The sequence below is a fragment of the Pseudarthrobacter sp. KH_020_B genome, from assembly GCF_057840185.1.
The window spans coordinates 3,706,047-3,730,261 of sequence record NZ_CM174506.1 but is presented as its reverse complement, the minus strand read 5'-3'; the positions used below and the strand labels follow the sequence as shown (position 1 = coordinate 3,730,261).

Genomic DNA, 24,215 nt, shown 5'->3' with positions numbered 1-24,215 from the left:
CGCCACCGCACGCCATCACCTGCAAGGGAGCAGTACTTATGACGACAGACATCCTGTGGTTCTCAGAACTCGGACTCAAGGACCTGGACCGGGTGGGCGGCAAAAACGCCTCCCTCGGTGAGATGGTGCAGAACCTCACCTCCGCGGGCGTCCAGGTCCCGGACGGCTTTGCCACTACGGCGGACGCCTACCGCAGCTTCCTGGCTGACTCGGGCCTGGACCAGAAGATCGCGGACCGGCTGGTTGGCCTGGACACCGATGACGTGACGGCCCTGGCGGCAGCGGGCAAGGAGATCCGCGCCCTGATGCGCGAGACGCCCTTCCTGCCGGACTTCGAGGCGCAGATCCGGAACGCCTACCAGCAGCTGGTGGACAAGCACGCGGGCTCCGAGGACCTCTCCTGGGCGGTCCGTTCCAGCGCAACAGCGGAAGACCTTCCGGATGCCTCCTTCGCCGGGCAGCAGGAAACCTTCCTGAACGTCCGCGGCATCGAGAACATCCTGGTCGCCATCAAGGATGTGTTCGCGTCCCTCTACAACGACCGGGCCATCGCGTACCGCGTGCACCACAAGTTCGAACACGCCGAGGTGGCACTCTCGGCGGGCATCCAGCGGATGGTGCGCTCCGACGTCGGGGCCTCCGGCGTGATGTTCACCATGGACACCGAGTCCGGGTTCCAGGACGCCGTGTTCGTCACGTCCTCCTACGGCCTGGGCGAGGCCGTGGTCCAGGGCGCCGTGAACCCCGATGAGTTCTACGTCTACAAACCCGCGCTGCAGGCCGGCCGCCCCGCCATCCTCAAGCGCGGACTGGGCGAGAAGGCCCTCCAGATGACCTACACCAACAGCCAGGAGATCGGCCGGACCATCGACTTCGTGCCGGTGGAGGCCTCCTTGCGGAACCGCTTCAGCCTGACGGACGCCGACGTCGAGCAGCTCGCCCGGCACGCGGTCGCCATCGAGAACCACTACGGCCGTCCCATGGACATTGAGTGGGGCAAGGACGGGATCGACGGCGGCCTGTACATCCTGCAGGCACGCCCGGAGACCGTGCAGTCCCGCCGGGCCGCGGGCAGCCTGAGCCGTTTCCGCCTCAACGCCACCGGCCGGGTGCTCGCCGAAGGCCGCGCGATCGGCCAGCGCATCGGTGCCGGCAGCGTCCGCATCCTCACCGCGATCGACCAGATGGCCGCCTTCAAGACCGGCGATGTCCTCGTCGCCGACATGACCGACCCGGACTGGGAACCGATCATGAAGCGGGCCTCCGCGATCGTCACCAACCGCGGCGGACGTACCTGCCACGCGGCCATCATCGCCCGCGAACTGGGGATTCCCGCCGTCGTCGGAACCGGAAGTGCTACGGACACCCTGACCGACGGGCTCGAGGTGACCGTCTCCTGTGCGGACGGCGAGACCGGCACCATCTACGAGGGGCTCCTGGACTTCAGTGTTGAGGATACCGAGATCACCCAGCTGCCGGAGGCCCCGGTCAAGGTCATGATGAATGTGGGTACGCCGGAGCAGGCGTTCACGTTCGCGCAGCTGCCCAACCACGGCGTGGGCCTGGCGCGGCTGGAATTCATCATCAACCGCCAGATCGGCATCCACCCGAAGGCGCTCCTGAACCTGGACAGCCAGCCGGCGGACGTGGCCGCGGTCATCCGGGAACGGATTGCCGCGTACAGCAGCCCGCGCGACTACTACATCAAGCGGCTGGCCGAAGGCGTGTCCACCATCGCGGCGGCGTTCGCGCCGGAGCCGGTGATTGTGCGCATGTCCGACTTCAAGTCCAACGAGTACGCCAACCTCATTGGCGGTCCGGCCTACGAGCCGCACGAAGAGAACCCGATGCTCGGTTTCCGCGGCGCCTCCCGGTACCTGGAGCCGTCCTTCCGGGACTGCTTTGACCTTGAGTGCGAGGCCCTGTCCTTCGTCCGCAACGAGATGGGCCTGACGAACGTCAAGCTGATGATCCCGTTCGTGCGGACCCTGGACGAGGCCCGCGGCGTCATCGAGCTGCTGGCCGAGAACGGCCTGGTCCGCGGCGAGAACGGCCTCGAGGTGATCATGATGTGCGAGATTCCGTCCAACGCGCTGCTGGCGGACGAGTTCCTGGACTACTTCGACGGCTTCTCCATCGGCTCCAATGACATGACCCAGCTGTCCCTGGGCCTGGACCGGGATTCCGCGATTGTCTCGGGCGGCTTCGATGAGCGCGATCCTGCGGTCAAGAAGCTCCTGAGCATGGCCATCAAGGCCTGCAAGGCGCGCGGCAAGTACGTTGGCATCTGCGGCCAGGGTCCCAGCGACCACGCGGACTTCGCCGAGTGGCTGGTCGGGGAAGGCATCGATTCCGTCTCCCTGAACCCCGACACCGTGGTGGACACCTGGCTCCGGCTCGCCGGCACCCCGGCGGTGGTAGGCGCCGCAGCGGCTAACTAGCGGCTAACTGAAAGTACGACGTCGGCACCCGGGTTGGGTGCCGACGTCGTACGTTAACGTCAGCCCTGGTTGATGCGGATCATGTTGCCGGAGGGGTCGCGGAAGGCGCAGTCGCGCGGGCCCCACGGCTGGACGATGGGTTCCTGGAGGACCTCGGGCCGGACGCCCGAAGGGTTTCGAAGGCGGCGTCGAGATCGTCCGTACTGAACACGAGCATGGGCATCACGCCCTTGGTGAGCAGCTCCTGGATGGCGTCCCCGTCGGCCTGCGAGCGGCCGGCGTGCGGAGGAGACAGGACAATCTCAAGGTCGGGCTGGGCGGCGCTGCCGAGGGTGACCCAGCGCTGTCCGTCCGAGCCGACGTCGTTCCGGACTTCAAAGCCAAGGGCGTCGCGGTAGAAGGCGAGGGACTCATCGAGATCGGTGACGGTGACGTGTGCGTACTTCAATGAAATGTTCATGTCTTCCACGCTATTGCAGCGGTTATGACGAGGCTTCTTCAATCCTGCTCGGTTTGCGCGCGGGCCGGGTGTGCTGCCGGGCGATGCACGACGGCATCGCTTTCACGGCGTGGTGTTCGCGGGCCCGGTAGGCGCTGGGGGTCATCCCGACGACCTCGGTGAAGCGTGAGCTGAAGGAACCCAGCGAGGTACAGCCCACCTCCATGCAGGCATCGGTCACGCTGGCACCCGCCCGCAGTAAGGCCATGGCGCGTTCGATGCGCCGCGTCATGAGGTAGTTGTAGGGCGTTTCACCGTAGGCGGCCTTGAACTGGCGGGAGAAGTGCGCCGCTGACATGAGGGCACCGGCGGCCATGGTAGGCACGTCCAGCGGCCGGGCGTAGTTGCGGTCGATCAGGTCGCGGGCCCGGCGCAAGTGGGCCAGATTGGCCAGCTCCTGCGGTGTCATGTCGCCATTCTAGTAGCCGCCCCGGTGGTCGAGCCCGGCGAATCCCGGCGTCGGGGTCGGTCTGTTCAAACCGGAAGGTATTGACCCGTGGACAGCTGCGGAGGATTCTCGTATCAGGCTGCCTCCCCGGCAGCCCTGCAACTTAGTTTCCGGCGCCGGCAAGAAGCCTTCAGCAACGATCCGAGGAGACCCCGATGACTACCACCAAATTCAACGATCTGCTGGCCAGCCAGGTTGGCAAGGAGTTTGCAGCCTCCCAGCAGTACATCGCCATTGCCGCCTGGTTCCACAGCCAGGACCTGCCCCAGCTGGCAAAGCACTTTTACCGTCAGTCACTGGAAGAACGAAACCACGCCATGATGATGGTCCGGTACATCCTGGACCGTGGACTGAAGATCGCCATCCCCGGTGTGGAGCCCGTCCGGAATGACTTCGACAAAGTAGAGGAGCCGTTGGCTCTCGCCCTCGCCCAGGAACAGGAAGTCACCGAGAGCATCAAAGAACTCTTCGCCGCGGCGAGATCGGAAAACGACCCCCTGGGTGAGCAGTTCATGCTCTGGTTCCTCAAGGAACAAGTCGAAGAAGTGGCCTCGATGACCACACTGCTGAACATCGCCCGGCGCGCGGACAATCTCTTCGACATCGAAAACTTCCTCGCACGGGAACGGGTCGGCGACCACGGAGGTCACGGTGGCCACCACGGTGGTCATGGCGGGCATGGCGGGCATGGCGGCCACCACGGCGGCCACGGTCAAGGGGCCTCCGGCGCGCCAGAGGCCGCCGGCGGTACACTCTGACGAGCATCCCGGCTTCCACTTGGCAGACCTAGCCGACTGTTGAACCAGCGCTGAGGGAGTGCCAGGAGCGATTGTGGTAAACGAGCGGTGGGGCTTGCTCGGCATCCTGGTCAGCGCCGGACGGGATGTTGACCTGGAGCACTTGGACGGCTACCACGGTGGAATCGCCAGCGCTCATTTCATTGACAATTTCCCCCCGCAGCCACGCGCTGACACCGGGCAGAACGGGCTCACCCGTGATCAGGCGGGACCAAGTGGAGGCGTCTTCAAAGCGGTCGATACCGCTGGTGGCGAAAGTTTTCGCCACCGCAATTTGGTCTGCGCCCAGCAGATGGACCACAACGTTCCCGGCCTCGAGGATCGCGGCCGAGGCGGAGGAGCGCCCGGAGAGTGAGAAGACCAGCAGCGGCGGATTGACCGAGACGGAGAACACCGAGCTTGACGTCAAGCCAACGGGGCCGGTTGGTCCTTGGGCGGTGATGATTGAGACGCCAGCCGGATGATTGCGGAAAGCCGCTTTGAAATCGTCTGCATTGAACATTTCAGCAAATCGGCTGGTTGCCAGGCGCGGCAACTGGCTGGACGTGAGGACGTTTTGGGTTGCCATTCGAGGTCCTTGGGGTTCGGGGTGCAAGAAAGCGGTGCGCCCTCACAGCTCCATTGCAGTGACGGCACACCCCTTGCGCAACACTGCTTCAGACTGGGTATTTTCAGGGCGCCGCTTTCGAACTATGATCTCAGGATGATGGTTGCTTAGGTAAGGCTTACCTTGCTCCCGCCGTAGACTGTACCAAGATTTCTGAACGATGTGACAACCAGTGACGTAATAGAAGGTTCCGTGAAGATGCTGCGCCATCCTTGTCCCCGACGCGCCGGGCTACGACTGTCACCATGTGTCGGCCTGCGCCAGGGCATGGAGGGACGAGATGTTTGAGACGGAAATCAGTCCGTCAATGGCGATGAACCCCTCCCTGACGTCTCTTGAGCATGTCAAGGAGGCGCTCAAGGAGGTGGTTGATCCCGAGCTGGGCGTCAACGTGGTGGATCTGGGGCTCCTCTACGGTCTTGAATACTGGCAGGACAACACACTGTTGATCACGATGACACTGACCTCCGCGGCCTGCCCCTTGACAGAGATTATCGAGGAGCAGGTTGGCAGGGTATTGAGCAGCGTCGTCGACGAGTGGCGTTTGCGCTGGGTTTGGATGCCGCCATGGGGTCCGGATCTGATCACCGACGACGGCCGTGACCAGATGCGTGCACTAGGATTCAGGACGGACTGACGATATGTATGTTGGCCCGCCGTGCTGCCCGCCCGTGCCTGCTATAGACGTTGGGCCAGGCCGAGGGTTTCCGCGCGCAGCACATCCCTGGCCGTGAGCCTGCTCGGCTAGGTCCCGCCCCAGCGTCGTACGGTGCTGTTGATGAGCCCGATGAGCACGGCCGCCCACCAGCATGCCTGAGAGACGCTGAGCGCGATCATGAGCCGGAGGCGCAGCGCCCGGGCGAGTTGGCCAAAGCGTGTCGCGGCAGGCAACGCCAGCAGCCGGTGCATGGCGGGGGCCATGCTGAGGCCGTTAAGCATGAGGACCAGCACGCAGCCGAGCTTGATGGCAGTGACCGGATTGGTCAGGTCTGGGTGGATGAGAGCGCCGGAGGCCAGGAGCAGGGTCAGGCCACCCCAGATCAGCGGCTTCGCGGCGGCTTCGAGTTTCCCGGACTCGTGCATCTGCACCCTGCCCAGGAGCCAAAGCAGGCCCATCCAATCAACCACCAGGATGGTGCCGAATGACATCACCAAGGCCAGGATGTGAACGGACAGGCCGATGCGGTGCAGTTCGGGTCCGAAGTCCACGTGGTGCCCGATCAGCACGGAGGCCAGCCAGCCGGCCGTGCACAGGACGCCGAGCAGGATCAGCCGGGTCCGCTGGCCGCCCGAGGCGGGTGCGGGCATGGCGGCCGGTCGTTCCGGGAGAGTGGAAATAGCCATCGTTGGTCCTCGTTATCGGAGTGCGGGTAGAACGAGGTTAGCGCCTAATTTAGGCATACCGAAAATTATAGTTTCGGTATCCGAACCTTGTGGAATGACGTAGCCGAATGGCTTTGCGTCCGACGGCGCCGCACGCCCCGGCGGAGGGTTCGCTGCCTCGGCAAGCCCGGACGGGGACCAGGCCATTACGCCAGCAGCTGGAGAAATAAGGCACAATTTGGTTTCTTAATTCTCCACGGCCCGGTGTAATGTTTCGGAGTTAGGCTCCCCTAAATCTCTCCGAAGACACCTACGGACCACATGCCATGAGCAGCACACTTAATCTTCAGCGCCTGTCGTTGGCCGCGAACCTCGCGAGCTACGGTGACAGGACTGCCGTTGCCACCAGCAATGGTGTCCTGACGTACCGCGAACTGGCAGGCCGTGTTGAGGAGCTGGGCCGGCGCCTCGGTACCGAACGCCGCCTGGTGGCCCTGACGGCCGGTAACGATGTTGACTCGTTGGTGGGGTACCTGGCGGCCACGGCCGCAGGGCATCCGCTGATCCTCCTGCCTGCGGACAAGCCTGCGGCCCTGGAATCCCTCGTCGCGGCCTACGATCCGGACGTTGTCCTGAGTTCCGCGAACGGCCGGACAGTACTGGAAGAACGAAGGCAGGGAACCGGACATACCCTGCACCCTGACCTGGCGCTTCTGTTGAGCACCTCAGGTTCCACAGGGTCGCCCAAGCTCGTGCGGCTGTCCCATGAAAACCTCCAGGCGAACGCGGAGTCCATCGCGGAGTACCTCGGCATCACCGACGATGACCGGGCGATGACCACACTGCCCATGTCCTACTGCTACGGGCTGTCAGTGATCAACAGCCACCTCCTGCGTGGCGCAAGCCTGGTCCTCACGGATCTGTCCGTGGTGGACCCCTGCTTCTGGGATCTGTTCCGAAGCGAGGGGGCGACGTCGTTCGCAGCCGTTCCCTACACCTTCGAGTTGCTCGAACGGGTGGGGTTCGCCACCATGAATCTGCCCACGCTCAGGTATGTGACCCAGGCCGGCGGCAGGCTTGGCCCTGACCTCGTGCGGCGTTACGCCGCACTGGGCGCACGGAGCGGCTGGGATCTCTTTGTGATGTACGGCCAGACGGAGGCCACCGCACGCATGGCCTACCTCCCTCCCCGGCTGGCAGGTACCTCGCCGGGCGCCATCGGGATCCCAGTCCCCGGCGGCGCCTTCCGGATAGACCCGGTCCCCGGGCTGGAGCACGGGGAACTGGTCTATTCCGGGCCCAACGTGATGCTGGGATACGCCCGGACGCCGGAGGACCTCGGCCTCGGGCGGACGGTGGATGAACTCCGCACCGGAGACCTGGCGCGGCGGAACGCTCAGGGACTGTACGAGGTGGTGGGAAGGCGCAGCCGGTTCGTCAAGATCGTCGGCCTGCGCGTCGACCTTGGACAGGTGGAACGGATCCTGGCCGACCTTGGCATTCAGGCCGCGAGCGCAGGCACGGACCAGGGACTCGTCGTCGCCGTCGAGGGTGAACACGACCCAGCGCTGCTGGGCAAGCTCCTCGCCCAGGGCATAGGCCTGCCCCGCGCTGCCCTGGAAGTCCACGCGGTGCGGGAGCTCCCGCGCCTGGCGTCCGGCAAGGTGGACTACCCTGCCGTCCTGGCGCTCGCCAAACCCACAGTTCAAGACGCGCCTTCCAACACGGACTCCGGAGCTGGCCCGCGGGACAGTGTGGTGCGGATTTTTGAAGACACGCTGGAGCTGGAAGGCATTTCCGACGACGACACGTTCGTTTCGCTCGGCGGGGACTCGCTTTCGTACGTGGCAGCGTCCGTGCGGCTTGAGCAGGCGTTGGGGCATTTGCCCCCGGACTGGCACATTACCCCGGTGGGAGTGCTTGGGGCCCGCCGTGAACAGCCGCGGCCGCGGAAGCGCCGCCTGTTCGCCCGGCTTGAAACCAGCATCGTGCTGCGGGCGGTCTCCATCTTCCTGATCGTCAGTACCCACATCGGATTCCTGCACTGGCAGGGCGCCGCCCACGTGCTCATGGCAGTGGCGGGGTTCAACTTCGCCCGCTTCCAGCTGTCCGGCGAACGTGTGCCGCGGCTGCTGAAACAAGCCGCCAGCCTGGCCAGGGTCATCATCCCCAGCATGGCCTTCATCGGCTTCGCGTACCTGATCACCGACAGGTACAGCCTTGCGAATATCGTCCTCCTCCACGCCATTGTCGGGCCCGAAGAGGTGACCACCCGGTCGCATTTCTGGTTCATCGAGGTGCTCGTCTACCTGCTGGTCAGCATGACGGCGCTGCTCGCCCTGCCCTGGGTCAGCCGGGCCGAGAAGCGCTTCCCGTTCCTTTTTCCGCTGGTGCTCCTCGCCGCCGGACTCCTTACCCGCTATGAGCTTTTTGAGCCGGGAATTCCCCACACGACGCCGGCCCTCTGGCTCTTCGCGCTGGGATGGGCGGTTGCCCGGGCCCGTCACATCCTTCAGCGGTGCATGCTGAGCCTCGTGGCCGCGTTGACCATCCCCGGGTTTTTCGACAATCCCTACCGTGAAGTGACTGTCATTGCCGGAATACTCCTGCTCCTGTGGCTGCCCAGTCTCCCCGTCCCGGCCGGGCTGCGGCGCCTCACCGTTCTGCTGGCGAGCGCGTCGCTGCACATCTACCTGGTGCATTGGCTGGTCTACCCCTTGCTGGTCGAGCTCAGCCCCGCCCTTGCCGTCGTCGCCTCACTGGCCGCAGGCTCGGCGTACTGGGCACTCTGCAACTATGCGCCAACGGTCATCGGCCGTGCCAAAACCCGGAGATTGAGCCCGTCGGGACCCCGGTGGGGAGGAGCGTACGACGGCGGCAGTCGCCCCGGGAGCCCGCGCTTAGTCTTCAGGCCGGCAGTCGAGGATGAACTCCATGAGCGGCGTTGCGTCCGCGTAGAGCGTCACCAGGCTCTGATTGAACTCAAGTCGGCGGCTAAACGGGATGGAGATCGCGTCGTGCCCTGAGCTCAGCAGGACCCCGTTCATTGCCGGGTCCCGAAGCAGAAGTAGGCGACAGCCCGTTCTACCGGATTCTTCACCCCGGAAAGGAAAGCCAGTCCGCGGGTGTATTCGGCCCGCAGCTTCTCCCCGCCATCTTCGCAGCCGGTGGCTTTGAAGGTGCCGGCTTCACCGAGGTTGACCGTTCCGCCGCCGCGCAGAGACCCCTCGCCACCGAAGTGCCCTGCCTCTATGGCCTCATGGGGTGCCACTATTCCGTGAAGTCGGTCTGATAAAGGCTTGGAAAGTTCGAAGGTCCCGTCCCGAACAAGGCCATGGAGCAGTCGGGTGGATTCGGCCAAGGCCAGGACCTGTTTCTCATCGTCGAGCCGGTGGCCGCCGACGGTGACACCTTCCAGGAGTGTTTGGACTTCGGGGAGGGTGTAGGGGTTGCCTTCCAGGGCGGCAGCGTCCCACACATGGCCGGCGAGCTGCGCCTCGAAGCGGGCGAGGGCGCGCGGCACCTTCATGCCGGGCATTTCGTGCCAGGGTATGCCAGATGAGTCCCAGGAAAAGCCAAGCTCATCCACCTGGTCCTTCGCTGCCGGCTTGAGCATGCCAGGGGAGGGTTGCGGGGCGCGTGGACGTGGCGGCCGCTGCTTGTACTGGTCGGAGCCGACGCCCCATCGTGCCTGGTCATTCATGGGGCGCCCAGTCTTTCGTGAGGTCCTCGGCAAGGTCATACGTGGCCGGCATCCCGTAGCAGTCGAGGATGATTTGGATCGGGTCTGCCCAGACGATCCCTTCGTCGTTCCACGCGCCGCCTTCGCTGGTGCCGTCGAGGGGGAGCAGGAGAACCTCCACCGCGGCCGAACCTGGTCGGTTGATGATGGACGCGACCCTGGTGGCGTTCTCGACGTAAAGGATGATGGGCCCGAGCTTCTCTTCTGCCCCTATCCGTGCCGCAGCCGGTGCGCCGCTGGCGGCCCAACCCTTTCGTGTGGCGGCCACGGCCGAGCAGATGCGCAGGAAGCTCCAGCCACTGGTGATCTCTATGGCGCCGGGGCGCAGGGGAGGGGGAGCGGCCGCACCTGCCTCTCTGGCGAGTGACCTGGGACGAGGGGTTCCGTCAGGGCTGGCCCAGCGCATGAGTGTCTCGATCATTACCGCGTCCGCAGGCGGATAGGCGGTGCCGTCTTCAAGGATGGTGCGGGCAGCGTGGAGCGCGCGTACATCGCAGAGCGGCTCAGCCCGGGACGGAAGCTGCAAGCCGGAGGCGGCCAGGATTCGCGTCGCCATGCCAAGGGTCGAATTTTTTGGCATGTGCTGCATATGTGCAACAGTTTGACCCGCCGGTGATTGAGCTTGTTCCTCCGGTGATTGAGCTTGTCGAAATCCTGGATTTCGGACGCTGCGAGGCACCGGCCCAGGCATCCCGGAGTTTTCAGGGCCGCTGCGGTTCCGCGGCGGTTTGTGCTTCGCTGGCCAGGGAGCAGCACCCGGCAGCCAGGTCAAGTTGTTTGTGGAGTGCCACGCGGGCTGCGTCGGCGATCTCGGGGGGTGAGGGCTTCTGCGATCGGCACCCGCGACCCGTGGACACTTGGTCAGGCGGAACCTACTATGAGCCATGCCCATGACCGGCCGAGTCGTCTCTGCCGCGGTGCTGCTCGCCGTTGGGGCAGGACTGGCGCTGCTGGCTGTGCTGGTCCACTACGAATTCATGAGAATGTACGGCGATGTCAGCGGTACCGCGTTCGAGGGGCTCACTTGGGGGTTGACGGCCGGTCCCTCCGGATTGGCGCTCGGTCTGGTCGCGGTGGTTGCCGTGATCGGCTTGATGCTCTCGACACGACTCTGGATGCGGCTGACGGCCGTGGCCATTCCGGTCCTCATGCTGCTCGGGATGCTCGCTGTCACCCCCGCGGCACTGGGGCAACGGCTTGAGGTGCAGTTCGATTCGACTCCGCAGTGCGTGATCGAGGGCACGGATGAGCCCATGGCCACTGCAGATCGTGAGTCCCAGCGGGCGTTCGATTCCATCGAGCACATCGGCTATTTCAGTGGTGGCGGCATGAGTGGTGTCGGCGGCTGTACCCGCGGGTTTGTGCTCTCAGGAGACGTCGATGTGTTGCAGCACTATCGTGCAGCGCTGCCAGCGGCGGGCTGGGAAGTGGTCGAGGATGACGGGCGCCACCTGCGGGCGCAGCTTGATGGCCGGGCGTTCGATGTGATGCCCTGCCCTGGAGGTGGTGTCGTCTGGGCCGGAAGCGACGACGACCCCTCATACGGACAGGGAAGGCCTGAGCTAGCGGGCACTGAAATTTGTCCACACGACCTCTGAAAACGGCATTTCGGGTCACCGGATTGAGCTTACGGTATGTCGTTTTCCCTGACCGGGTCCATCTCCGAAGCGGCGCGGCGCAGGCACGTGCATCTGTAGTACCGCGCCGGCGGAAAGGCCCAGCAGGGGCACTGTTACACTCTGCTCATGATCGGGCTTCCCTTCGCGGGAGACGGGCTGGTGCACGCCGGCCTGTTAGGGCTGGGAATCCTCGCAGCCTTGCTGTTCTACGCCTATGAGAAGCGCCGGCGCGGTCTGTCCGACCCTCGGTTGTGGCCCATTGCCGGTTTCGCTGTCGCCTTCGGAGCCATCGGCTCAAGGGTCCTCACGTGGGATGTTTCCCGGCAGGTCTCCTTGGCGGACTGGTGGGGCAACGGCGACCGCAGCATCCTCGCGGGCCTTGTGGGCGCGTGGCTTGGCGTCCATCTGGGCAAGCGCCTGACAGGTTACCGCGAGTCCACCGGGGATTTGCTTGCGCCCGCGGTCGCTCTGGCGCTGGTCATCGGGCGGGTGGGCTGTCTCCTCACGGAACTACCCGGCACCCCGACGGGGGGAGGGTGGGGGATATCGCTCACGCCCGGGCAGGCTGCGATGCTGGCCGGACCGTCCGGGGTGGGGCTCCACCCGTCCTTTGCCTATGAAATCGTGTTCCATGTGGCCGCATTCGGGCTCATGTGGCGGTATCGGGACCGCTTGCCTGGTCCTGGCGACCTCTTCATCTGCTACGTGACTTCCTACGCTTTGTTCCGGTTCGGAGTCGAGTTCGTCCGCGGCAACGAGGTGCTCTGGCTGGGGATGAGCCGGCCCCAATGGTTCCTTCTGGTGATTCTCCCCCTGCTGTTCTGGCGGATGCTGCGGGTCTTCGGAAAACCACTCCGCCCGAAGGTGGAAGGAAGAGTGGCATGAACAAGGACAACCCACCGCGCCAAGAAAAGGAGGAGCCCCCTGAACCAGGGCTCGGCCCCATGGGGTTCGGAATCCTGTTGGGAACTACTGCCCTTTATGCCTTCTATCTCTTGGGACCGGTTGCTTTCGGTCGTCTGCAGGCCGGGGCTGATTCAGGACCCTCTTCCATGCGTTTCCTGACCGGGCCGTCCGCCTTCATTCCAATCGCCGGCTATCTGGCTATAGCGATTCTGCTGGCGGTCTGGCCACCCACATCCCGGTGGGGTGCGGGGCTGCTGATTGGTCTGGGGATCTTCACACTGCTCGGCGGCGGGGTCTGCGTCGGAGCCCTCGCGCAGATGGGACCCTGAGATGAATCCGTCACCGTTCTCTTCCCGGCAGGTGCTGCCCGGCCCGGGCCAGCCGCTGCGCGGGGACCGCATCCACCGGTACGTCACAGCCTTCTGCCCCCACTGCCATGAGACAAACCCCCCGCTCGCGCAGGTGCGGCGCCTCTCCGGCGTACTGCTGATCCGCGATGACCGGGTCTGGCTCGAACGCGGCTGCCCGGACCACGGCCTCGTCAGCACCTTGTACGACGAGTCACCGGAAATCCTGCGCTACCTGGAGAAGTGGCAGGCGCCGACCAAGCAACACATCCCGGACCAGGCCGACAATTACCGCCAGGTACCGGAGGCTTACGCCTACGGGCTGCCCGCCATGCAGACGCAACACACCTGCATCCTCCTGCAGGACATCATCGAGCACTGCAACCTGCGCTGCCCCACCTGCTTCACTGCCTCCGGCCCCCAGCTGCAGGGAGTGGCGCCGCTCAGCGAGGTGCTCGCGAATATCGACACCCGGCTTGCCCGCGAAAACGGACGGCTGGACGTGCTGATGCTCTCCGGCGGCGAGCCCACGCTTTATCCCCATCTGGCCGAACTTCTCGATGAGCTCGTCGCTCGGCCGATCGTCCGGATCATGGTGAACAGCAACGGCATGCTCATGGCCACCGACGACGAACTGCTCGCACTGCTGGCCAGGCACCGGGACCGTGTAGAGGTGTACCTCCAATACGACGGCCCGTCCAAAGAAGCATCCATCCACCACCGCGGGGGAGACCTGACCCGCTTCAAAGACACGGCCATCGCGCGTCTTTCCGAGGCTGGCGTGTTCACCACCCTGACGATGACAGCGACACTGGGCGTCAACGACGGTGAGGTCGGCGCCGTCGTTATGAGGGCTTTGGAAACCCCGTTCGTGGGTGGGGTTGCGCTTCAGCCGGTGTTCGGTTCAGGGCGCGGCCATGGCATCGACCCCACGGACAGGCTCACCCACACAGGCGTCCTCGAACGGCTCGCGGAGCAAACCGGAGGGGTGGTCTCATGGCACGACCTGACGGCACTCCCGTGTTCACATCCGCATTGCGCGTCCGTGGGCTACATGCTGAAGGACGACTCAGGGGTCTGGCGTTCGCTGACCGCCCTCATCGGGCACGATCAGCTGCTCGCCTGGCTGGAACTCAACCCTGACAGCATCGCCAACCGCATCGCCGACAGCGCGATCCCGCTCGAGCTGCGCAACCTCATGAAGTCCTCCCTGCTGGACCTGCTCAGCGAGCAGTCCTCGCTGTCCCACCCGCGGACCATGGATCTTTGGAAGAACATCTGCACCCAGTGCGACCTCGGCATCGGCACGCTCACCACACTGGCTGCCGGCAAGCTTCCAGGGCAGCAACAGCGGCTGCGCAGGCTGCTCGGCGAGCGGATCACCCGCATCATGGTCAAGCCCTTCATGGACATGTCCACCATGATCGAGGAACGGCTCACGCAATGCTGTGTTCATGTGGGCACGAAGAGCGATGCCGGCGACCACCAGTGCGCTCCGTTCTGTGCTGTCCAGGCGTGGCCGGCCCTGGCCAGGCAGCGAATGAGCACAGCAACAGGCCGCGAACTCCTCCCGGTCCGCCAGGTCTGAGTCAGCGATAGGGAGGAATGATGAGTTCCGCTTCTGATGCCCGGCGTATTGCAGCCGGGCCATTGCCGTCGCAGCTGGTGCGCTCCAAACACGCAGGCCGTCACGGACACAGGCCTGACCCTGAAACGGAACCGCAGTCCCCGCCGACCTTCGACCCGCTGCGGCTCTGCATCTTCGCGACCGTTGCCCTGCTCGGCTGGGCAGCCGGTCCGGTGGCACTGGCCGTGTTCGCTGCAGTCGGATTCGCAGGCTATTGGAAAGCGCGACGGAGGGGCCTGACGAGGTCGAAATGCTACCTCCGCGATACTAGGCTGGTCTTGGCCTACCTGGGCATCCTGTTAGCGGCTGGGTTGTGGGGGATATATTCGCTGGCAGCTCAACTGTTCGGCTTTTAAATCGAAAAGTCAGTCGAGTCAGGTTATGGCGAGGTCGGCTAGGAAGAAGGTTCTTCAATCCTGCTCGGCTTGCGGGCGGGCCGGGTGTGCTGGCGGGCGATGCACGTGGGCATTGATGCCCCCAAAATGGGACGTCAAACGCTCCCACCACGCGAGCTGGCCTGATCCCACCGGGCCCGCCCACCGCCACCATCCTCAGGCCCTGACTGAACGGTATTGCATCTGGGCCGCTTCAAAGGCGATGGAGGCAGGATCGGCACTGTCGACGTCGGGCTTCACCGTCGGACGGCCGACGCGCTGTCCCCACGCGGCCAGCTGTTCCGCCGCGGGAATCCGGGCCTCAGCTGCGTCGATTTCCGAGTGTGCAGCGCTACTTCCACTCGAACAGGCGGCCTTCGGACTTGCCGTCGGCCACCTGGTACTCGAACAAGACTGCGATCCCGTTGAGGCTACTCAACTCGTCTGAGGTGGTTTCGTAGAACAATGCACCCCGCCAGGTGAGTTGACCCGGACCGGTGAAGCTACCGACGCCGTTACCGGTGAAGGTCGCAGTCTGCCCGCTTGCGGTGACGACAAAACCGTTTCCGCCGCCGGTGACCGTGCCGCTGGGACGAATCGTGCCGACGTAGGTGACCGTGACGTCAACTTGGGCACCGCAGAGCGTGCCGACCTGATGGTCGGTCACTTCGGTGCGCGGACCGCGACCAATGTCTTCCAGAACCCGCGTGCTGATGGTTTGTCCGTTGAGTTCCCCGATTTGCTCTCCGAGCATCATGATCTCCTTGCCAATTGGATCGGTGCATGGACCGGAACGAATGCCACGTCGACTGGCGTGACGCTCCAATCGTAGGGCGGAGACCGCTCAAGGTCGACGTCTGTCCGGTGCCCGTTTCCGACGGTTCGGATGACTGCGCCCGTGCCCTGTCGGCGACCGACTCGCTCCCCCATCCGCGGCAGCCCGGCATCACACCGCGCCTTCCGCCCAGAGGACCTTTCCTCGATGGCCGCGGCGCTCTCCCGCGGGGCTGTCATTTTCCGAAGTCGTCTGCACGGAACGTCCGAAGGACTTCACCGATGCGCAGGCAGTCGCCGCCGTCGCACGCATCACCCGGGGCAACTTCCGCCTCATCGACAGGCTCTTCACCCAGGTGGAACGCGCGCTCAACCCTCGTCATCGGCATCAGCTAAACCGCCAATCGAACGGTGAAAAAACCGCCATTCTAAACGAACAGTCACACGTACGACGGCGACAGTCGCCCTGGGAGCCCACCCCGGCCGAGTGCCCTCCCGGTGGTAAATCCGCCCTCCGCCGCGTCCGCATATCCCGAACGTCGAGTCCCGAGCCGAATCCCAGCCCCGATTTATATCGCCCCGATATACTTGACCCATGACCAGCGAGATCGCCGAGAAGAGGGTTCGTGCCGGCCTGAGCCAGAAGCGGCTGGCGGAGCTCTCCCATGTCAGCCAGCCAAATCTCTCGGCATATGAATCCGGGAAGCGCGTCCCGCGGCCCGAAACCCTAGACCGGATCTTGAATGTACTGAGGCGCCGGCCATCGGAGATCCTCGCTGAACACCGCGGCGAGGCACTGGCGATCGCCCACAGGTACAAAGCACATAATGTCCGCGTTTTCGGATCGTTGGCGCGAGGCGAGGACACACCTGAATCCGACGTCGACCTTCTGGTTGACCTCGAACCGGGCGCAACACTTTTCGACCTGTCCGGCTTCCGCCTGGACATGATTGACCTGCTCGGTGTGGACGTGGACATCGTCCCGACGGGTTCAGGGGGCCCAATCATGGAGCGCATCCTCGGCGAAGCAGTCCCCCTGTGAGCGGGGACCCCGAAGATGTCCCCGTGGGCGGCCAGTTCGCGCCCCGTGAGCAGAAGGATCCGACTTTCTCCCTCGCAACGGCCCCCAAGGGCAGGGTCCTCCAGCTCATCGGCGACATGGAGGAACGGCTGGGCTGGGCGCAGCAGATCGTGGACGAAGGTGAACTGGCCTTCAATGATCCTGACAATTGGCGGTCACGCGAGGCCATGAAGTCCATCTTCATTGACCTGAACACTGCCGCGGATCGGATCCCCGAGCCAGTGCGTGAGCAGTACCCCGCAATACCTTGGCGCCAGATGCGCGGACTCCGGAATGTGCTCTCACCCGACTACGCGGCCATTCCCAACGACACCGTGTGGCAAACGGCAGCGCGCAGTCTGCCAGAGCTCAGGACCCAGATAGCGCACATGCGTGCCGACGTCGAACGCTGGCCCTAAAGCCCGGCATTCGGCGCGCAGTCCCTCCCCGCCATTTTCGCCACCGGTGGCTTTGAAGGTGCCGGCTTCACTCGGGTTTTAGGCTGCCCATGCCGCGCACTCATGTACCGCCCCCACGCTTGGCCGTAACCTTTTGCGAATTAGCACATAGAAACTTTGCATAATTGACGATTCTGGGTAATCTTCCTGTTTAGGTGAGCCTAACCTTGGCTCCCACGAGCCGAGGTGCACTGCCGCATGACCGCGATCTTTACGAACGGCCTCCGAGAGGCCCACAGAGGGACACTTCCCGTGGCCTCGCCCCTCAACAGTGGCCGACCCAGCCACACTTCGGATACCGGGGCGCCTGCACCCCTCGGCGCCAGCGCAGTCGCCGCCACCTCTTAGGCTTCCCGCAACACCGCAGTTCCCTCCCCAACACCGCTAACTAAGGACTTACGATGCTTCGTGCCACCCTGGCCACCCTGGCCGCCCCGCTTGCCCTCCTTGCACTCACCGGATGCGGCGCCCAAGCCGCCGCCCCGGCCGCCGCAAAGGAGGATGGTTTCACCGTTCCGGCCGGCGTTCAGGAGCAGTACAAAGTGCTCGCCCATGAACTTGCCGCAAAAGGCAAAACAGTCGAGTCCGGGGACTGGACAGTCAACCTGATCACCGAGGCTGCCGAACCCTGGTTCGACGAGCACGGCGCTCATTTCCGTGCGCCGAAGGCCGGCGAGACCCATCACATCGAGATCATCCCAACCGAGACCTCGACCGGCCGGATCGTCCCCAACGTGCCGATAACCCTGGAGGTGGTCGACGCTCAGGACAAGGTCGTGCAAGAGCTGGAGCTGAACTTCTACTACTCGACCTTTTACCACTACGCAAACAACTTCACCGTGCCCGAAGCCGGGACGTACACACTGCGCGCCACCCTCGGCGTCCCGGCATTCAACCGCCACGGCGAGGAGTCCGAAACACCCGCCCTGGCTAAGGGCACGACCGTCGAGTTTGCAGACGTCGAGCTGACCAAAGAGTAACCACCGCTGACCGCGGGAGCGGTTCAACCACTGGCCCAATGATTCAAGCCACGACGTTTCTCCCATACCGGGTATTACCTGGACACGTCGCCGTCAATGTCGATGAACCCCGGTGATGATCAGGGGCAGAGGGCTCCCGGCGACGAGCTCCAGGCGCCACCGACGCCGACGTCGGCCAGGGCGATGTGTCATCGACCGTCCTGGCCGACTCGGAGGGCAAACGAGTTCTCCGTCCTCACCCCGCCGATGCAGAGTCTCAGCTCGGTGCCGGGCCGTAATCCTCCGAAAATTGCTAACTTCCTTCCAAGGATCATGATGACTTCTTTCACGCCCCCTCCGCGCTTCCGGGTGCACCGCCGCATCCCGGGTCCCGCTTCCACCTGCACCACACCGCCCGGACCGACGTACAGCCGCCGCCATACGGCCTTGGCATCACCGGTTATCCCGCGAGGGCAGCATCTATCCGACAGGTCCCCGCAATGACTACCGTGGCACCGGTCCGGCCGGACCCACCACAGACAGAGCCGGCGATCACGCCGGCACCTCTGACGCGCCGCCAAAGAGTACGGCTGGTCCTGCTCGGGATACTGTGCACAGCCGGATGGCTGGCTTCGGTGCTCGTCGGGCATTATGTGGACTGCGGGCCTGAACTCCACCGGGTCGGGCTTGCCGTTCATATCCTGGCTCTCGTGCTGTCCTTTGGCACCATCCTTGTGGTCGACTGGCTGGGCTTTCTGTGGCTGCTCGGCAAGGTGGAGATGCACGCGTCCGGGAAGCTTGAGGCCGCTGCGAAGCCGCTGATCTGGGGCGGACTCGCCCTGCTGCTGATTTCCGGCGCTCTGATTGACCCCGATCTGACCAGCCTGGTTACTGTGGTCAAACTCGCTTCCGTCCTGATACTGATGCTGAACGGCCTCAGCATCGCACCGGCCATGCACCGGTTGCTGGCGCTCCCGCCCCGCACACGCTTCAGCGAGCTAACACGCAGACTGCGTCTTCGGCTCATGATTGCACTCACTGTTTCCCAGACCTGCTGGTGGACCGCCGTGCTCATCGGCCTCCTCAACAGCACGCTGCGTCGCTGGACCGGTGTTTGAGCGGCGCTGGAAGGGAACCGCAGCCCGGCAAGCACATGCGCCTTGGCTGACCACCTTCATTCAGCTGTCGCACTGTAGTTCCGACCTGCCATCCTTCAAGGCGACCCGCTTGCAGCCGCTAGGGCTGGCGGCGGGAGGCGCCTAAGGATCCCAATGCGGCCTTATCTGGCCCCATCAGGAGCCCCAGGATTCCCCCGGGCGTAGCCCCGCTTCGTGGCAAGTGCAGGGTGCGCTGACGGAATACTGCTGATTGATTTTTTTGGGGGCGCCATGCTGAATTACTTCCATGAAACACAAGAGGCGCGAATAGTTTGCCGGCCGCAACCGGGGCACGGGTGGCCGTCCATCCGCTCCAGCACGGGGTTCTCCGCAAGGGAGCGCTCGGTGGCCAGCTGCACCTCTTGGTGTGTCATGGCCAGCATGCCCAGCGCCTTCAGGACCCCCGGCAAAGTCCGCAGCTCAGCCTGAAGCCCTGCCTGCAGCCCCAAGCCCTGGCCGGGCGTCCCCACACTGACCATGACTCAGGCTAGCCTCCGCCAGCCGCGCACCGGAAGGCGCATCGGAAGTAGTAACGCGCGGATAACGGACGCCCGCGTTTACTCAGCTCAGGCTTGCGGCTACCTGCAGCATGGAATTCAGTCGAGACGGAGTTGATCATGGATGCCGTTGAGGACGCGCCCAAATACCTTCGGCGTTCAGATAACAGGCAATCCCCACCCCGGAATAGGAAATTGAGGCCGACGAGCCGGCCTTCCCGTCTGGTTGCAATCTTGCTGGTCCAGTTCGCCATCAGCGTGATGCTGGTCGCGTGCAATCCAGGACCGACGTGCACCGGCAACGAGAGAGAATACAACGGCGAGTGCCTGAGTGGTGTGGCCATCACCTACATCGAATGCACCAAGGGCCGCGGGTTCGACCTGACAACCGAATTGGGCGGCAAACTCGGAGGAACGTTCAAGGTGGTTGCCGACGCATCCGTCGAGGCGGCCTACAAGGTCCAGCAAGAAGAAAACACGGTGGTCGCCCTCCAGATCGTTTCTGACTGTCTGAAGATCGCCGAGACTCAGGCCGATACGGCGGTAGATAAGTCCGCGGCCGAGGAGTCCCGGAACCGCGCCGAACTAATAAAGCAGCAGGTCGAGGAAACGGCGCACATCGAGATCGCCCCGGCTCAGGCCCGGGTCGGCGGGACCGTCCTCGTCAGTGGCCGGAGCTACTACCCGAACGAGACAATCGCCATCCGTCTTCACGCCACACTTATCACCCAGGTGAAAGCGGACGGCGACGGAGCATTCACCACGTCCATCGCCGTGCCGAAAAACGCACCTCCCCCCGGTTTCCCGACCTCTGTTACGGCCACTGGTGAAACTTCGGCGAAGTCGGCCACTGCTCCGTTCGAGGCGCTGCCCTAGAGGGATGCTTCATGCACGGTTTCGTGCGTGAATCCCGGCCAGAACGGGATCGCGGCGGGTGACCTGCGGGTAGTGTGCGTGCGTTCCTGCCCAGTTGCTCCCGAAAAATCGCCGGGAAATGCCGCGGACACGCCGGGCTTTTGCGTGTCCCGGGCGGAGGAGGTGGGGAGGAACGTACGACGGCGGCAGTCGCCGTGGCAGGCCACCCCGGCCGGCGTACGACGACGCCGCTGCCGCCCACTACGCGCTCACCGCTAAAGTGCGGTGAGCGCGTAGGCGTATCAGGCTCTGAGTCAGCGCTGGGCGAGTTGAAGACGTTCGGTTGCGGCGTCGAGGCCTTCGGCGAGCAGGTCGAGAAGGTATTTCCCGTAGCCACTCTTGGCGAGGGGTGCGGCCCGTTCCCGCAGTTCGTCGTCGGTGAGGAATCCCAGGCGCCAAGCGATTTCCTCAGGGCACCCGATGGAGAGACCCTGGCGGTGCTGAACTGTACGGACAAATTCGGACGCATCGTTCAGGTCGTTGAAGGTTCCGGTGTCCAGCCACGCGGTTCCACGGGGCAGGATTTCTACCTGCAGCTTGCCGCGTTCGAGGTAAACGCGGTTGACGTCTGTGATTTCCAGTTCGCCGCGGGGAGAAGGCTTGAGGTCGCGCGCGATCTGGACCACGTCGTTGTCGTAGAAGTACAGGCCCGGTACCGCGTAGTGGCTTTTCGGTTTTGAGGGTTTTTCTTCGAGGGAGACTGCTTTGCCATTGGCATCGAATTCCACCACGCCGTATGCGGACGGGTCCTGAACTCGGTATCCAAACACCGCGCCACCGTCGATATTCTCGAAGCGTCGTAGCTGGGTGCCCAGGCCCTGGCCGTAGAAGATGTTGTCGCCGAGGACCAAAGCAACCGGGCCATCGCCGATGTGCTCGGCCCCCAGGATGAAAGCCTGGGCCAGTCCATCGGGGGACGGCTGCTGGGTGTAGGTGATGTTGACGCCGAACTGGCTGCCGTCGCCCAGGAGCCGTTGGAACTGGTCGGCGTCGTGCGGGGTGGTAATGATGAGGATGTCCCGGATGCCGGCCAGCATCAGTGTGGACAACGGGTAGTAGATCATCGGTTTGTCGTAGACCGGGACCAGCTGCTTGCTGATTCCCAGAGTGATTGGATGAAGACGTGAACCGGTTCCCCCGGCGAGGATTATTCCGCGCATAAGGACATTTTCACGGCCGTTACAAATTCAACCAAATCATGTCGCTGTGGAACGATGAATGTATGCAGAAATTACTGGTTACCGGGGGCGCCGGTTTCATTGGTTCGAATTTCGTCCACTATGTGTTGGAAAACACACTTGATCAAGTGACTGTGCTGGACAATCTGACTTATGCCGGGAATCTAGCATCCCTTAAGGGTCTGGCGGAGGACCGTTTTAGGTTCGTCGAAGGCGACATCACGGACGCCGATGTCGTGGACGGGCTCGTCGCGGAATGCGATGTGGTGGTTCATTACGCGGCGGAGTCACACAATGACAATTCCCTGCATGACCCGCGTCCGTTCCTGGACACGAACATCATCGGTACCTACACGCTGATCGAGGCGGCCCGGAAGCACAACAAGCGTTTCCACCATATCTCCACGGACGAGGTCTACGGCGATCTGGAACTCGATGATCCGGAGCGGTTTACCGAGGACACCCCGTACAACCCGTCCAGCCCGTACTCCTCCACGAAGGCCGGCTCGGACCTGCTGGTCCGTGCGTGGGTGCGGTCCTTCGGGCTGCAGGCCACCATCAGCAACTGCTCGAACAACTATGGCCCGTACCAGCACGTGGAGAAGTTCATCCCGCGCCAGATCACGAACGTGATCGACGGGATCCGGCCCAAGCTGTACGGCAAGGGCGAGAATGTCCGTGACTGGATCCACGCGAACGACCACTCCTCGGCTGTGCTGACCATCATCGAGAAGGGCATCATCGGCGAGACGTACTTGATCGGCGCCGACGGCGAAAAGAACAACAAGGACGTCGTGGAGCTCATCCTGGAGCACATGGGCAAGTCCCCGGACGCCTACGACCACGTCGTGGACCGCCCGGGCCATGACCTGCGGTACGCCATCGACTCCAGCAAGCTCCGCGACGAGCTCGGGTGGGAACCGCGCTTCTCCAACTTTGACGCCGGCATCGAGGACACCATCGCCTGGTACCGCGACAACGAGGACTGGTGGCGGCCACAGAAGGCCCAGACCGAAGCCAAGTACAAGGAACAGGGCCAGTAGAACAATGTCGATCGAGTTCTCCAAGAAGCTGACCGCGCACGAAACCCCGATCCCCGGCGTTGTCTTCTACGACCTTCCGGTCCACGGTGACAACCGGGGCTGGTTCAAGGAAAACTGGCAGCGGGAAAAAATGGTGGCGCTCGGTTTGCCCGATTTCAGGCCGGTGCAGAACAACATCTCGTTCAACGAAATGGCCGGCACCACCCGCGGCATCCACGCCGAGCCGTGGGACAAGTTCATCTCGGTCGCCACCGGGAGAATCTTCGGCGCCTGGGTGGACCTGCGCGAAGGCCCCTCGTTTGGTGCCGTGTTCACCACCGAGCTTGACGCCAGCCAGGCGATCTTCATACCCCGGGGAGTGGGCAATGCCTTCCAGACGTTGGAAGACAACACCGCTTACACGTACTTGGTCAACGACCATTGGTCCGCGGACGCGCAGGGTCAGTACACGTTTCTGAACCTGGCAGATGAGACCGCAGACATCGAATGGCCTATCCCCCTGGACCAGGCCGAACTGTCCGACAAGGACAAGGCCCACCCCCGACTCGCGGACGTCGTGCCGATGCCGGCGCAGAAGATCCTCGTGATCGGTGCCGACGGCCAGCTGGGTAAGGCTCTGCGGGAACTGTACGACCGCGACGCGAGCGTCGAGTTCGCCGGCCGGGCCGGGTTCGACCTATCCAGCGAAGCCTCCTTCGCGGAGCGGAACTGGAAGAACTACTCCACCATCATCAACGCCGCCGCCTACACCGCAGTCGACACCGCTGAAACCGCAGAAGGCCGGGCCGCTGCATGGGCCATCAACGTAACCGCCGTGGCTCGCCTGGCCCGGACCGCCGTCGAGCATGACCTGACCCTGGTGCACGTTTCCTCGGACTACGTCTTTGACGGCGTCCGTGAGAGCCACGATGAGGCTGAACCCTTCACTCCGCTGGGTGTATACGGTCAGACCAAGGCCGCCGGCGATGCCGTCGTGACTGTTGTTCCCCGCCACTACATCGTGCGGACCAGCTGGGTCATTGGCGCCGGCAACAACTTCGTCCGCACCATGGCATCCCTGGCAGGCCGCGGCATCGAACCGTCCGTGGTCAACGACCAGATCGGCCGGATCAGTTTCACCGAGGACATCGCCGCAGGCATCCAGCACCTCCTGGAGTCCGGAGCCGACTACGGCACCTACAACCTCAGCAACGACGGCGAACCGCAGTCCTGGGCGGACATCGCAGCGGACGTGTACGAGCTCTCGGGCCACCCCAGATCTGCTGTCACCGGAGTGAGTACCGCAGAGTATTTCAAAGGCAAGGCCGCTGCGCCCCGGCCGCTGAACAGCATGCTGGACCTGAGCAGGATCAAGGCTGCAGGTTTTTCACCCCGTACGGCGGGGGAAGCACTTAGGGCCTACGTTGCCGTCACGCAGACAGCAAACGCCTGAGAAGAGTTCGCC

General features: G+C 63.9%; 22 protein-coding genes and 3 pseudogenes. 16 read left to right on the top strand and 9 right to left on the bottom strand.

What is annotated here, in order from left to right; genetic code table 11:
- Positions 1-38 precede the first annotated feature (38 nt).
- On the top strand, positions 39-2,441 hold the full coding sequence (gene ppsA / locus AC3IT0_RS17350) for a phosphoenolpyruvate synthase (protein WP_489320915.1): 2,403 nt from the start codon (positions 39-41) through the stop codon (positions 2,439-2,441).
- Positions 2,442-2,500: 59 nt separating this feature from the next.
- On the opposite strand, the pseudogene AC3IT0_RS17345 reads toward ppsA, so the two are convergent.
- Together AC3IT0_RS17345 and AC3IT0_RS17340 are read right to left on the bottom strand one after the other, a co-directional pair.
- Positions 2,501-2,901, bottom strand: a pseudogene (locus AC3IT0_RS17345) (VOC family protein).
- 22 nt (positions 2,902-2,923) lie between these two features.
- A complete protein-coding gene (locus tag AC3IT0_RS17340) occupies positions 2,924-3,349 on the bottom strand; it encodes a helix-turn-helix transcriptional regulator (RefSeq protein ID WP_489320914.1) in 426 nt (141 codons plus the stop codon).
- Positions 3,350-3,543: 194 nt separating this feature from the next.
- Between AC3IT0_RS17340 and AC3IT0_RS17335 the strand changes: the two genes are divergently transcribed.
- Positions 3,544-4,146, top strand: a complete 603-nt coding sequence (locus tag AC3IT0_RS17335) for a ferritin (RefSeq protein ID WP_489320913.1) — start codon at positions 3,544-3,546, stop codon at positions 4,144-4,146.
- 28 nt (positions 4,147-4,174) lie between these two features.
- On the opposite strand, the gene AC3IT0_RS17330 is transcribed toward AC3IT0_RS17335, so the two are convergent.
- Complete coding sequence (locus AC3IT0_RS17330; protein WP_489320912.1) at positions 4,175-4,753, bottom strand: flavin reductase family protein; 579 nt, start codon at positions 4,751-4,753, stop codon at positions 4,175-4,177.
- A gap of 319 nt (positions 4,754-5,072) precedes the next feature.
- On the opposite strand from AC3IT0_RS17330, the gene AC3IT0_RS17325 reads away from it, so the two are divergent.
- Positions 5,073-5,429 carry a metal-sulfur cluster assembly factor gene (locus AC3IT0_RS17325; protein ID WP_489320911.1) on the top strand — a complete coding sequence of 119 codons (357 nt, stop codon included), beginning with the start codon at positions 5,073-5,075 and terminating at the stop codon, positions 5,427-5,429.
- A 107-nt stretch (positions 5,430-5,536) separates the two neighbouring features.
- On the opposite strand, the gene AC3IT0_RS17320 is transcribed toward AC3IT0_RS17325, so the two are convergent.
- Positions 5,537-6,136: a hypothetical protein gene (locus AC3IT0_RS17320; RefSeq protein WP_489320910.1), complete on the bottom strand. Its 600-nt coding sequence runs from the start codon at positions 6,134-6,136 to the stop codon at positions 5,537-5,539.
- Between the two features lie 305 nt (positions 6,137-6,441).
- Between AC3IT0_RS17320 and AC3IT0_RS17315 the strand changes: the two genes are divergently transcribed.
- A complete protein-coding gene (locus tag AC3IT0_RS17315; RefSeq protein ID WP_489320909.1) occupies positions 6,442-9,141 on the top strand; it encodes an AMP-binding protein in 2,700 nt (899 codons plus the stop codon).
- Positions 9,142-9,158: 17 nt separating this feature from the next.
- Here the strand turns inward: AC3IT0_RS17315 and AC3IT0_RS17310 are convergent, their stop codons facing one another.
- Positions 9,159-9,818 (bottom strand): hypothetical protein, encoded by a 660-nt coding sequence (locus tag AC3IT0_RS17310; protein ID WP_489320908.1) that lies wholly within the window; start codon positions 9,816-9,818, stop codon positions 9,159-9,161.
- Positions 9,811-10,413: a hypothetical protein gene (locus AC3IT0_RS17305; RefSeq protein ID WP_489320907.1), complete on the bottom strand. Its 603-nt coding sequence runs from the start codon at positions 10,411-10,413 to the stop codon at positions 9,811-9,813. Before AC3IT0_RS17305 ends, AC3IT0_RS17310 begins: the two co-directional genes overlap by 8 nt.
- Positions 10,414-10,747: 334 nt before the next feature.
- On the opposite strand from AC3IT0_RS17305, the gene AC3IT0_RS17300 reads away from it, so the two are divergent.
- From AC3IT0_RS17300 to AC3IT0_RS17285, 4 genes are all read left to right on the top strand, one after another.
- Positions 10,748-11,455, top strand: coding sequence for a hypothetical protein (locus tag AC3IT0_RS17300; protein WP_489320906.1), 708 nt, complete (start codon positions 10,748-10,750; stop codon positions 11,453-11,455).
- A 147-nt stretch (positions 11,456-11,602) separates the two neighbouring features.
- Positions 11,603-12,361: a prolipoprotein diacylglyceryl transferase family protein gene (locus AC3IT0_RS17295; RefSeq protein WP_489320905.1), complete on the top strand. Its 759-nt coding sequence runs from the start codon at positions 11,603-11,605 to the stop codon at positions 12,359-12,361.
- Positions 12,358-12,711, top strand: coding sequence for a hypothetical protein (locus tag AC3IT0_RS17290; protein WP_489320904.1), 354 nt, complete (start codon positions 12,358-12,360; stop codon positions 12,709-12,711). Before AC3IT0_RS17295 ends, AC3IT0_RS17290 begins: the two co-directional genes overlap by 4 nt.
- A gap of 1 nt (position 12,712) precedes the next feature.
- Positions 12,713-14,317 carry a radical SAM protein gene (locus AC3IT0_RS17285; protein ID WP_489320903.1) on the top strand — a complete coding sequence of 535 codons (1,605 nt, stop codon included), beginning with the start codon at positions 12,713-12,715 and terminating at the stop codon, positions 14,315-14,317.
- 617 nt (positions 14,318-14,934) lie between these two features.
- On the opposite strand, the pseudogene AC3IT0_RS17280 reads toward AC3IT0_RS17285, so the two are convergent.
- A pseudogene (locus AC3IT0_RS17280) lies at positions 14,935-15,048 on the bottom strand (signal recognition particle-docking protein FtsY); the annotation flags it as partial.
- Between the two features lie 34 nt (positions 15,049-15,082).
- Positions 15,083-15,487 (bottom strand): hypothetical protein, encoded by a 405-nt coding sequence (locus AC3IT0_RS17275; RefSeq protein ID WP_489320902.1) that lies wholly within the window; start codon positions 15,485-15,487, stop codon positions 15,083-15,085.
- 283 nt (positions 15,488-15,770) lie between these two features.
- On the opposite strand from AC3IT0_RS17275, the pseudogene AC3IT0_RS17270 reads away from it, so the two are divergent.
- The 6 genes and pseudogenes from AC3IT0_RS17270 to AC3IT0_RS17245 all read left to right on the top strand — a co-directional run.
- A pseudogene (locus AC3IT0_RS17270) lies at positions 15,771-15,875 on the top strand (AAA family ATPase); the annotation flags it as partial.
- A gap of 224 nt (positions 15,876-16,099) precedes the next feature.
- Positions 16,100-16,546 (top strand): helix-turn-helix domain-containing protein, encoded by a 447-nt coding sequence (locus tag AC3IT0_RS17265; protein WP_489320901.1) that lies wholly within the window; start codon positions 16,100-16,102, stop codon positions 16,544-16,546.
- Positions 16,543-16,983 carry a HepT-like ribonuclease domain-containing protein gene (locus tag AC3IT0_RS17260; RefSeq protein ID WP_489320900.1) on the top strand — a complete coding sequence of 147 codons (441 nt, stop codon included), beginning with the start codon at positions 16,543-16,545 and terminating at the stop codon, positions 16,981-16,983. The genes AC3IT0_RS17265 and AC3IT0_RS17260 overlap by 4 nt, the downstream gene beginning before the upstream one ends.
- 440 nt (positions 16,984-17,423) lie before the next feature.
- The gene (locus AC3IT0_RS17255) at positions 17,424-18,002 is read left to right on the top strand and encodes a hypothetical protein (RefSeq protein ID WP_489320899.1); all 579 of its coding nucleotides are present in this window, start codon (positions 17,424-17,426) and stop codon (positions 18,000-18,002) included.
- A gap of 479 nt (positions 18,003-18,481) precedes the next feature.
- A complete protein-coding gene (locus AC3IT0_RS17250) occupies positions 18,482-19,099 on the top strand; it encodes a hypothetical protein (RefSeq protein WP_489320898.1) in 618 nt (205 codons plus the stop codon).
- Between the two features lie 770 nt (positions 19,100-19,869).
- Positions 19,870-20,511 (top strand): hypothetical protein, encoded by a 642-nt coding sequence (locus AC3IT0_RS17245; RefSeq protein WP_489320897.1) that lies wholly within the window; start codon positions 19,870-19,872, stop codon positions 20,509-20,511.
- Between the two features lie 293 nt (positions 20,512-20,804).
- Here AC3IT0_RS17245 and rfbA read toward each other — a convergent pair whose 3' ends face one another.
- Positions 20,805-21,710, bottom strand: a complete 906-nt coding sequence (gene rfbA, locus AC3IT0_RS17240; protein ID WP_489320896.1) for a glucose-1-phosphate thymidylyltransferase RfbA — start codon at positions 21,708-21,710, stop codon at positions 20,805-20,807.
- Between the two features lie 62 nt (positions 21,711-21,772).
- Between rfbA and rfbB the strand changes: the two genes are divergently transcribed.
- Both rfbB and AC3IT0_RS17230 read left to right on the top strand, forming a co-directional pair.
- Positions 21,773-22,771: a dTDP-glucose 4,6-dehydratase gene (rfbB, locus tag AC3IT0_RS17235; protein WP_489320895.1), complete on the top strand. Its 999-nt coding sequence runs from the start codon at positions 21,773-21,775 to the stop codon at positions 22,769-22,771.
- Between the two features lie 4 nt (positions 22,772-22,775).
- Positions 22,776-24,203: a sugar nucleotide-binding protein gene (locus AC3IT0_RS17230; RefSeq protein WP_489320894.1), complete on the top strand. Its 1,428-nt coding sequence runs from the start codon at positions 22,776-22,778 to the stop codon at positions 24,201-24,203.
- Positions 24,204-24,215 lie beyond the last annotated feature (12 nt).

Bases quoted from the DNA above. Each gene is read 5' to 3' on its own strand.
- ppsA (WP_489320915.1), top strand. From the start codon at position 39: ATGACGACAGACATCCTGTGGTTCTCAGAACTCGGACTCAAGGACCTG.
- AC3IT0_RS17340 (WP_489320914.1), bottom strand. From the start codon at position 3,349: ATGACACCGCAGGAGCTGGCCAATCTGGCCCACTTGCGCCGGGCCCGC.
- AC3IT0_RS17335 (WP_489320913.1), top strand. From the start codon at position 3,544: ATGACTACCACCAAATTCAACGATCTGCTGGCCAGCCAGGTTGGCAAG.
- AC3IT0_RS17330 (WP_489320912.1), bottom strand. From the start codon at position 4,753: ATGGCAACCCAAAACGTCCTCACGTCCAGCCAGTTGCCGCGCCTGGCA.
- AC3IT0_RS17325 (WP_489320911.1), top strand. From the start codon at position 5,073: ATGTTTGAGACGGAAATCAGTCCGTCAATGGCGATGAACCCCTCCCTG.
- AC3IT0_RS17320 (WP_489320910.1), bottom strand. From the start codon at position 6,136: ATGGCTATTTCCACTCTCCCGGAACGACCGGCCGCCATGCCCGCACCC.
- AC3IT0_RS17315 (WP_489320909.1), top strand. From the start codon at position 6,442: ATGAGCAGCACACTTAATCTTCAGCGCCTGTCGTTGGCCGCGAACCTC.
- AC3IT0_RS17310 (WP_489320908.1), bottom strand. From the start codon at position 9,818: ATGAATGACCAGGCACGATGGGGCGTCGGCTCCGACCAGTACAAGCAG.
- AC3IT0_RS17305 (WP_489320907.1), bottom strand. From the start codon at position 10,413: ATGGCGACGCGAATCCTGGCCGCCTCCGGCTTGCAGCTTCCGTCCCGG.
- AC3IT0_RS17300 (WP_489320906.1), top strand. From the start codon at position 10,748: ATGACCGGCCGAGTCGTCTCTGCCGCGGTGCTGCTCGCCGTTGGGGCA.
- AC3IT0_RS17295 (WP_489320905.1), top strand. From the start codon at position 11,603: ATGATCGGGCTTCCCTTCGCGGGAGACGGGCTGGTGCACGCCGGCCTG.
- AC3IT0_RS17290 (WP_489320904.1), top strand. From the start codon at position 12,358: ATGAACAAGGACAACCCACCGCGCCAAGAAAAGGAGGAGCCCCCTGAA.
- AC3IT0_RS17285 (WP_489320903.1), top strand. From the start codon at position 12,713: ATGAATCCGTCACCGTTCTCTTCCCGGCAGGTGCTGCCCGGCCCGGGC.
- AC3IT0_RS17275 (WP_489320902.1), bottom strand. From the start codon at position 15,487: ATGATGCTCGGAGAGCAAATCGGGGAACTCAACGGACAAACCATCAGC.
- AC3IT0_RS17265 (WP_489320901.1), top strand. From the start codon at position 16,100: ATGACCAGCGAGATCGCCGAGAAGAGGGTTCGTGCCGGCCTGAGCCAG.
- AC3IT0_RS17255 (WP_489320899.1), top strand. From the start codon at position 17,424: ATGCTTCGTGCCACCCTGGCCACCCTGGCCGCCCCGCTTGCCCTCCTT.
- AC3IT0_RS17250 (WP_489320898.1), top strand. From the start codon at position 18,482: ATGACTACCGTGGCACCGGTCCGGCCGGACCCACCACAGACAGAGCCG.
- rfbA (WP_489320896.1), bottom strand. From the start codon at position 21,710: ATGCGCGGAATAATCCTCGCCGGGGGAACCGGTTCACGTCTTCATCCA.
- rfbB (WP_489320895.1), top strand. From the start codon at position 21,773: ATGCAGAAATTACTGGTTACCGGGGGCGCCGGTTTCATTGGTTCGAAT.
- AC3IT0_RS17230 (WP_489320894.1), top strand. From the start codon at position 22,776: ATGTCGATCGAGTTCTCCAAGAAGCTGACCGCGCACGAAACCCCGATC.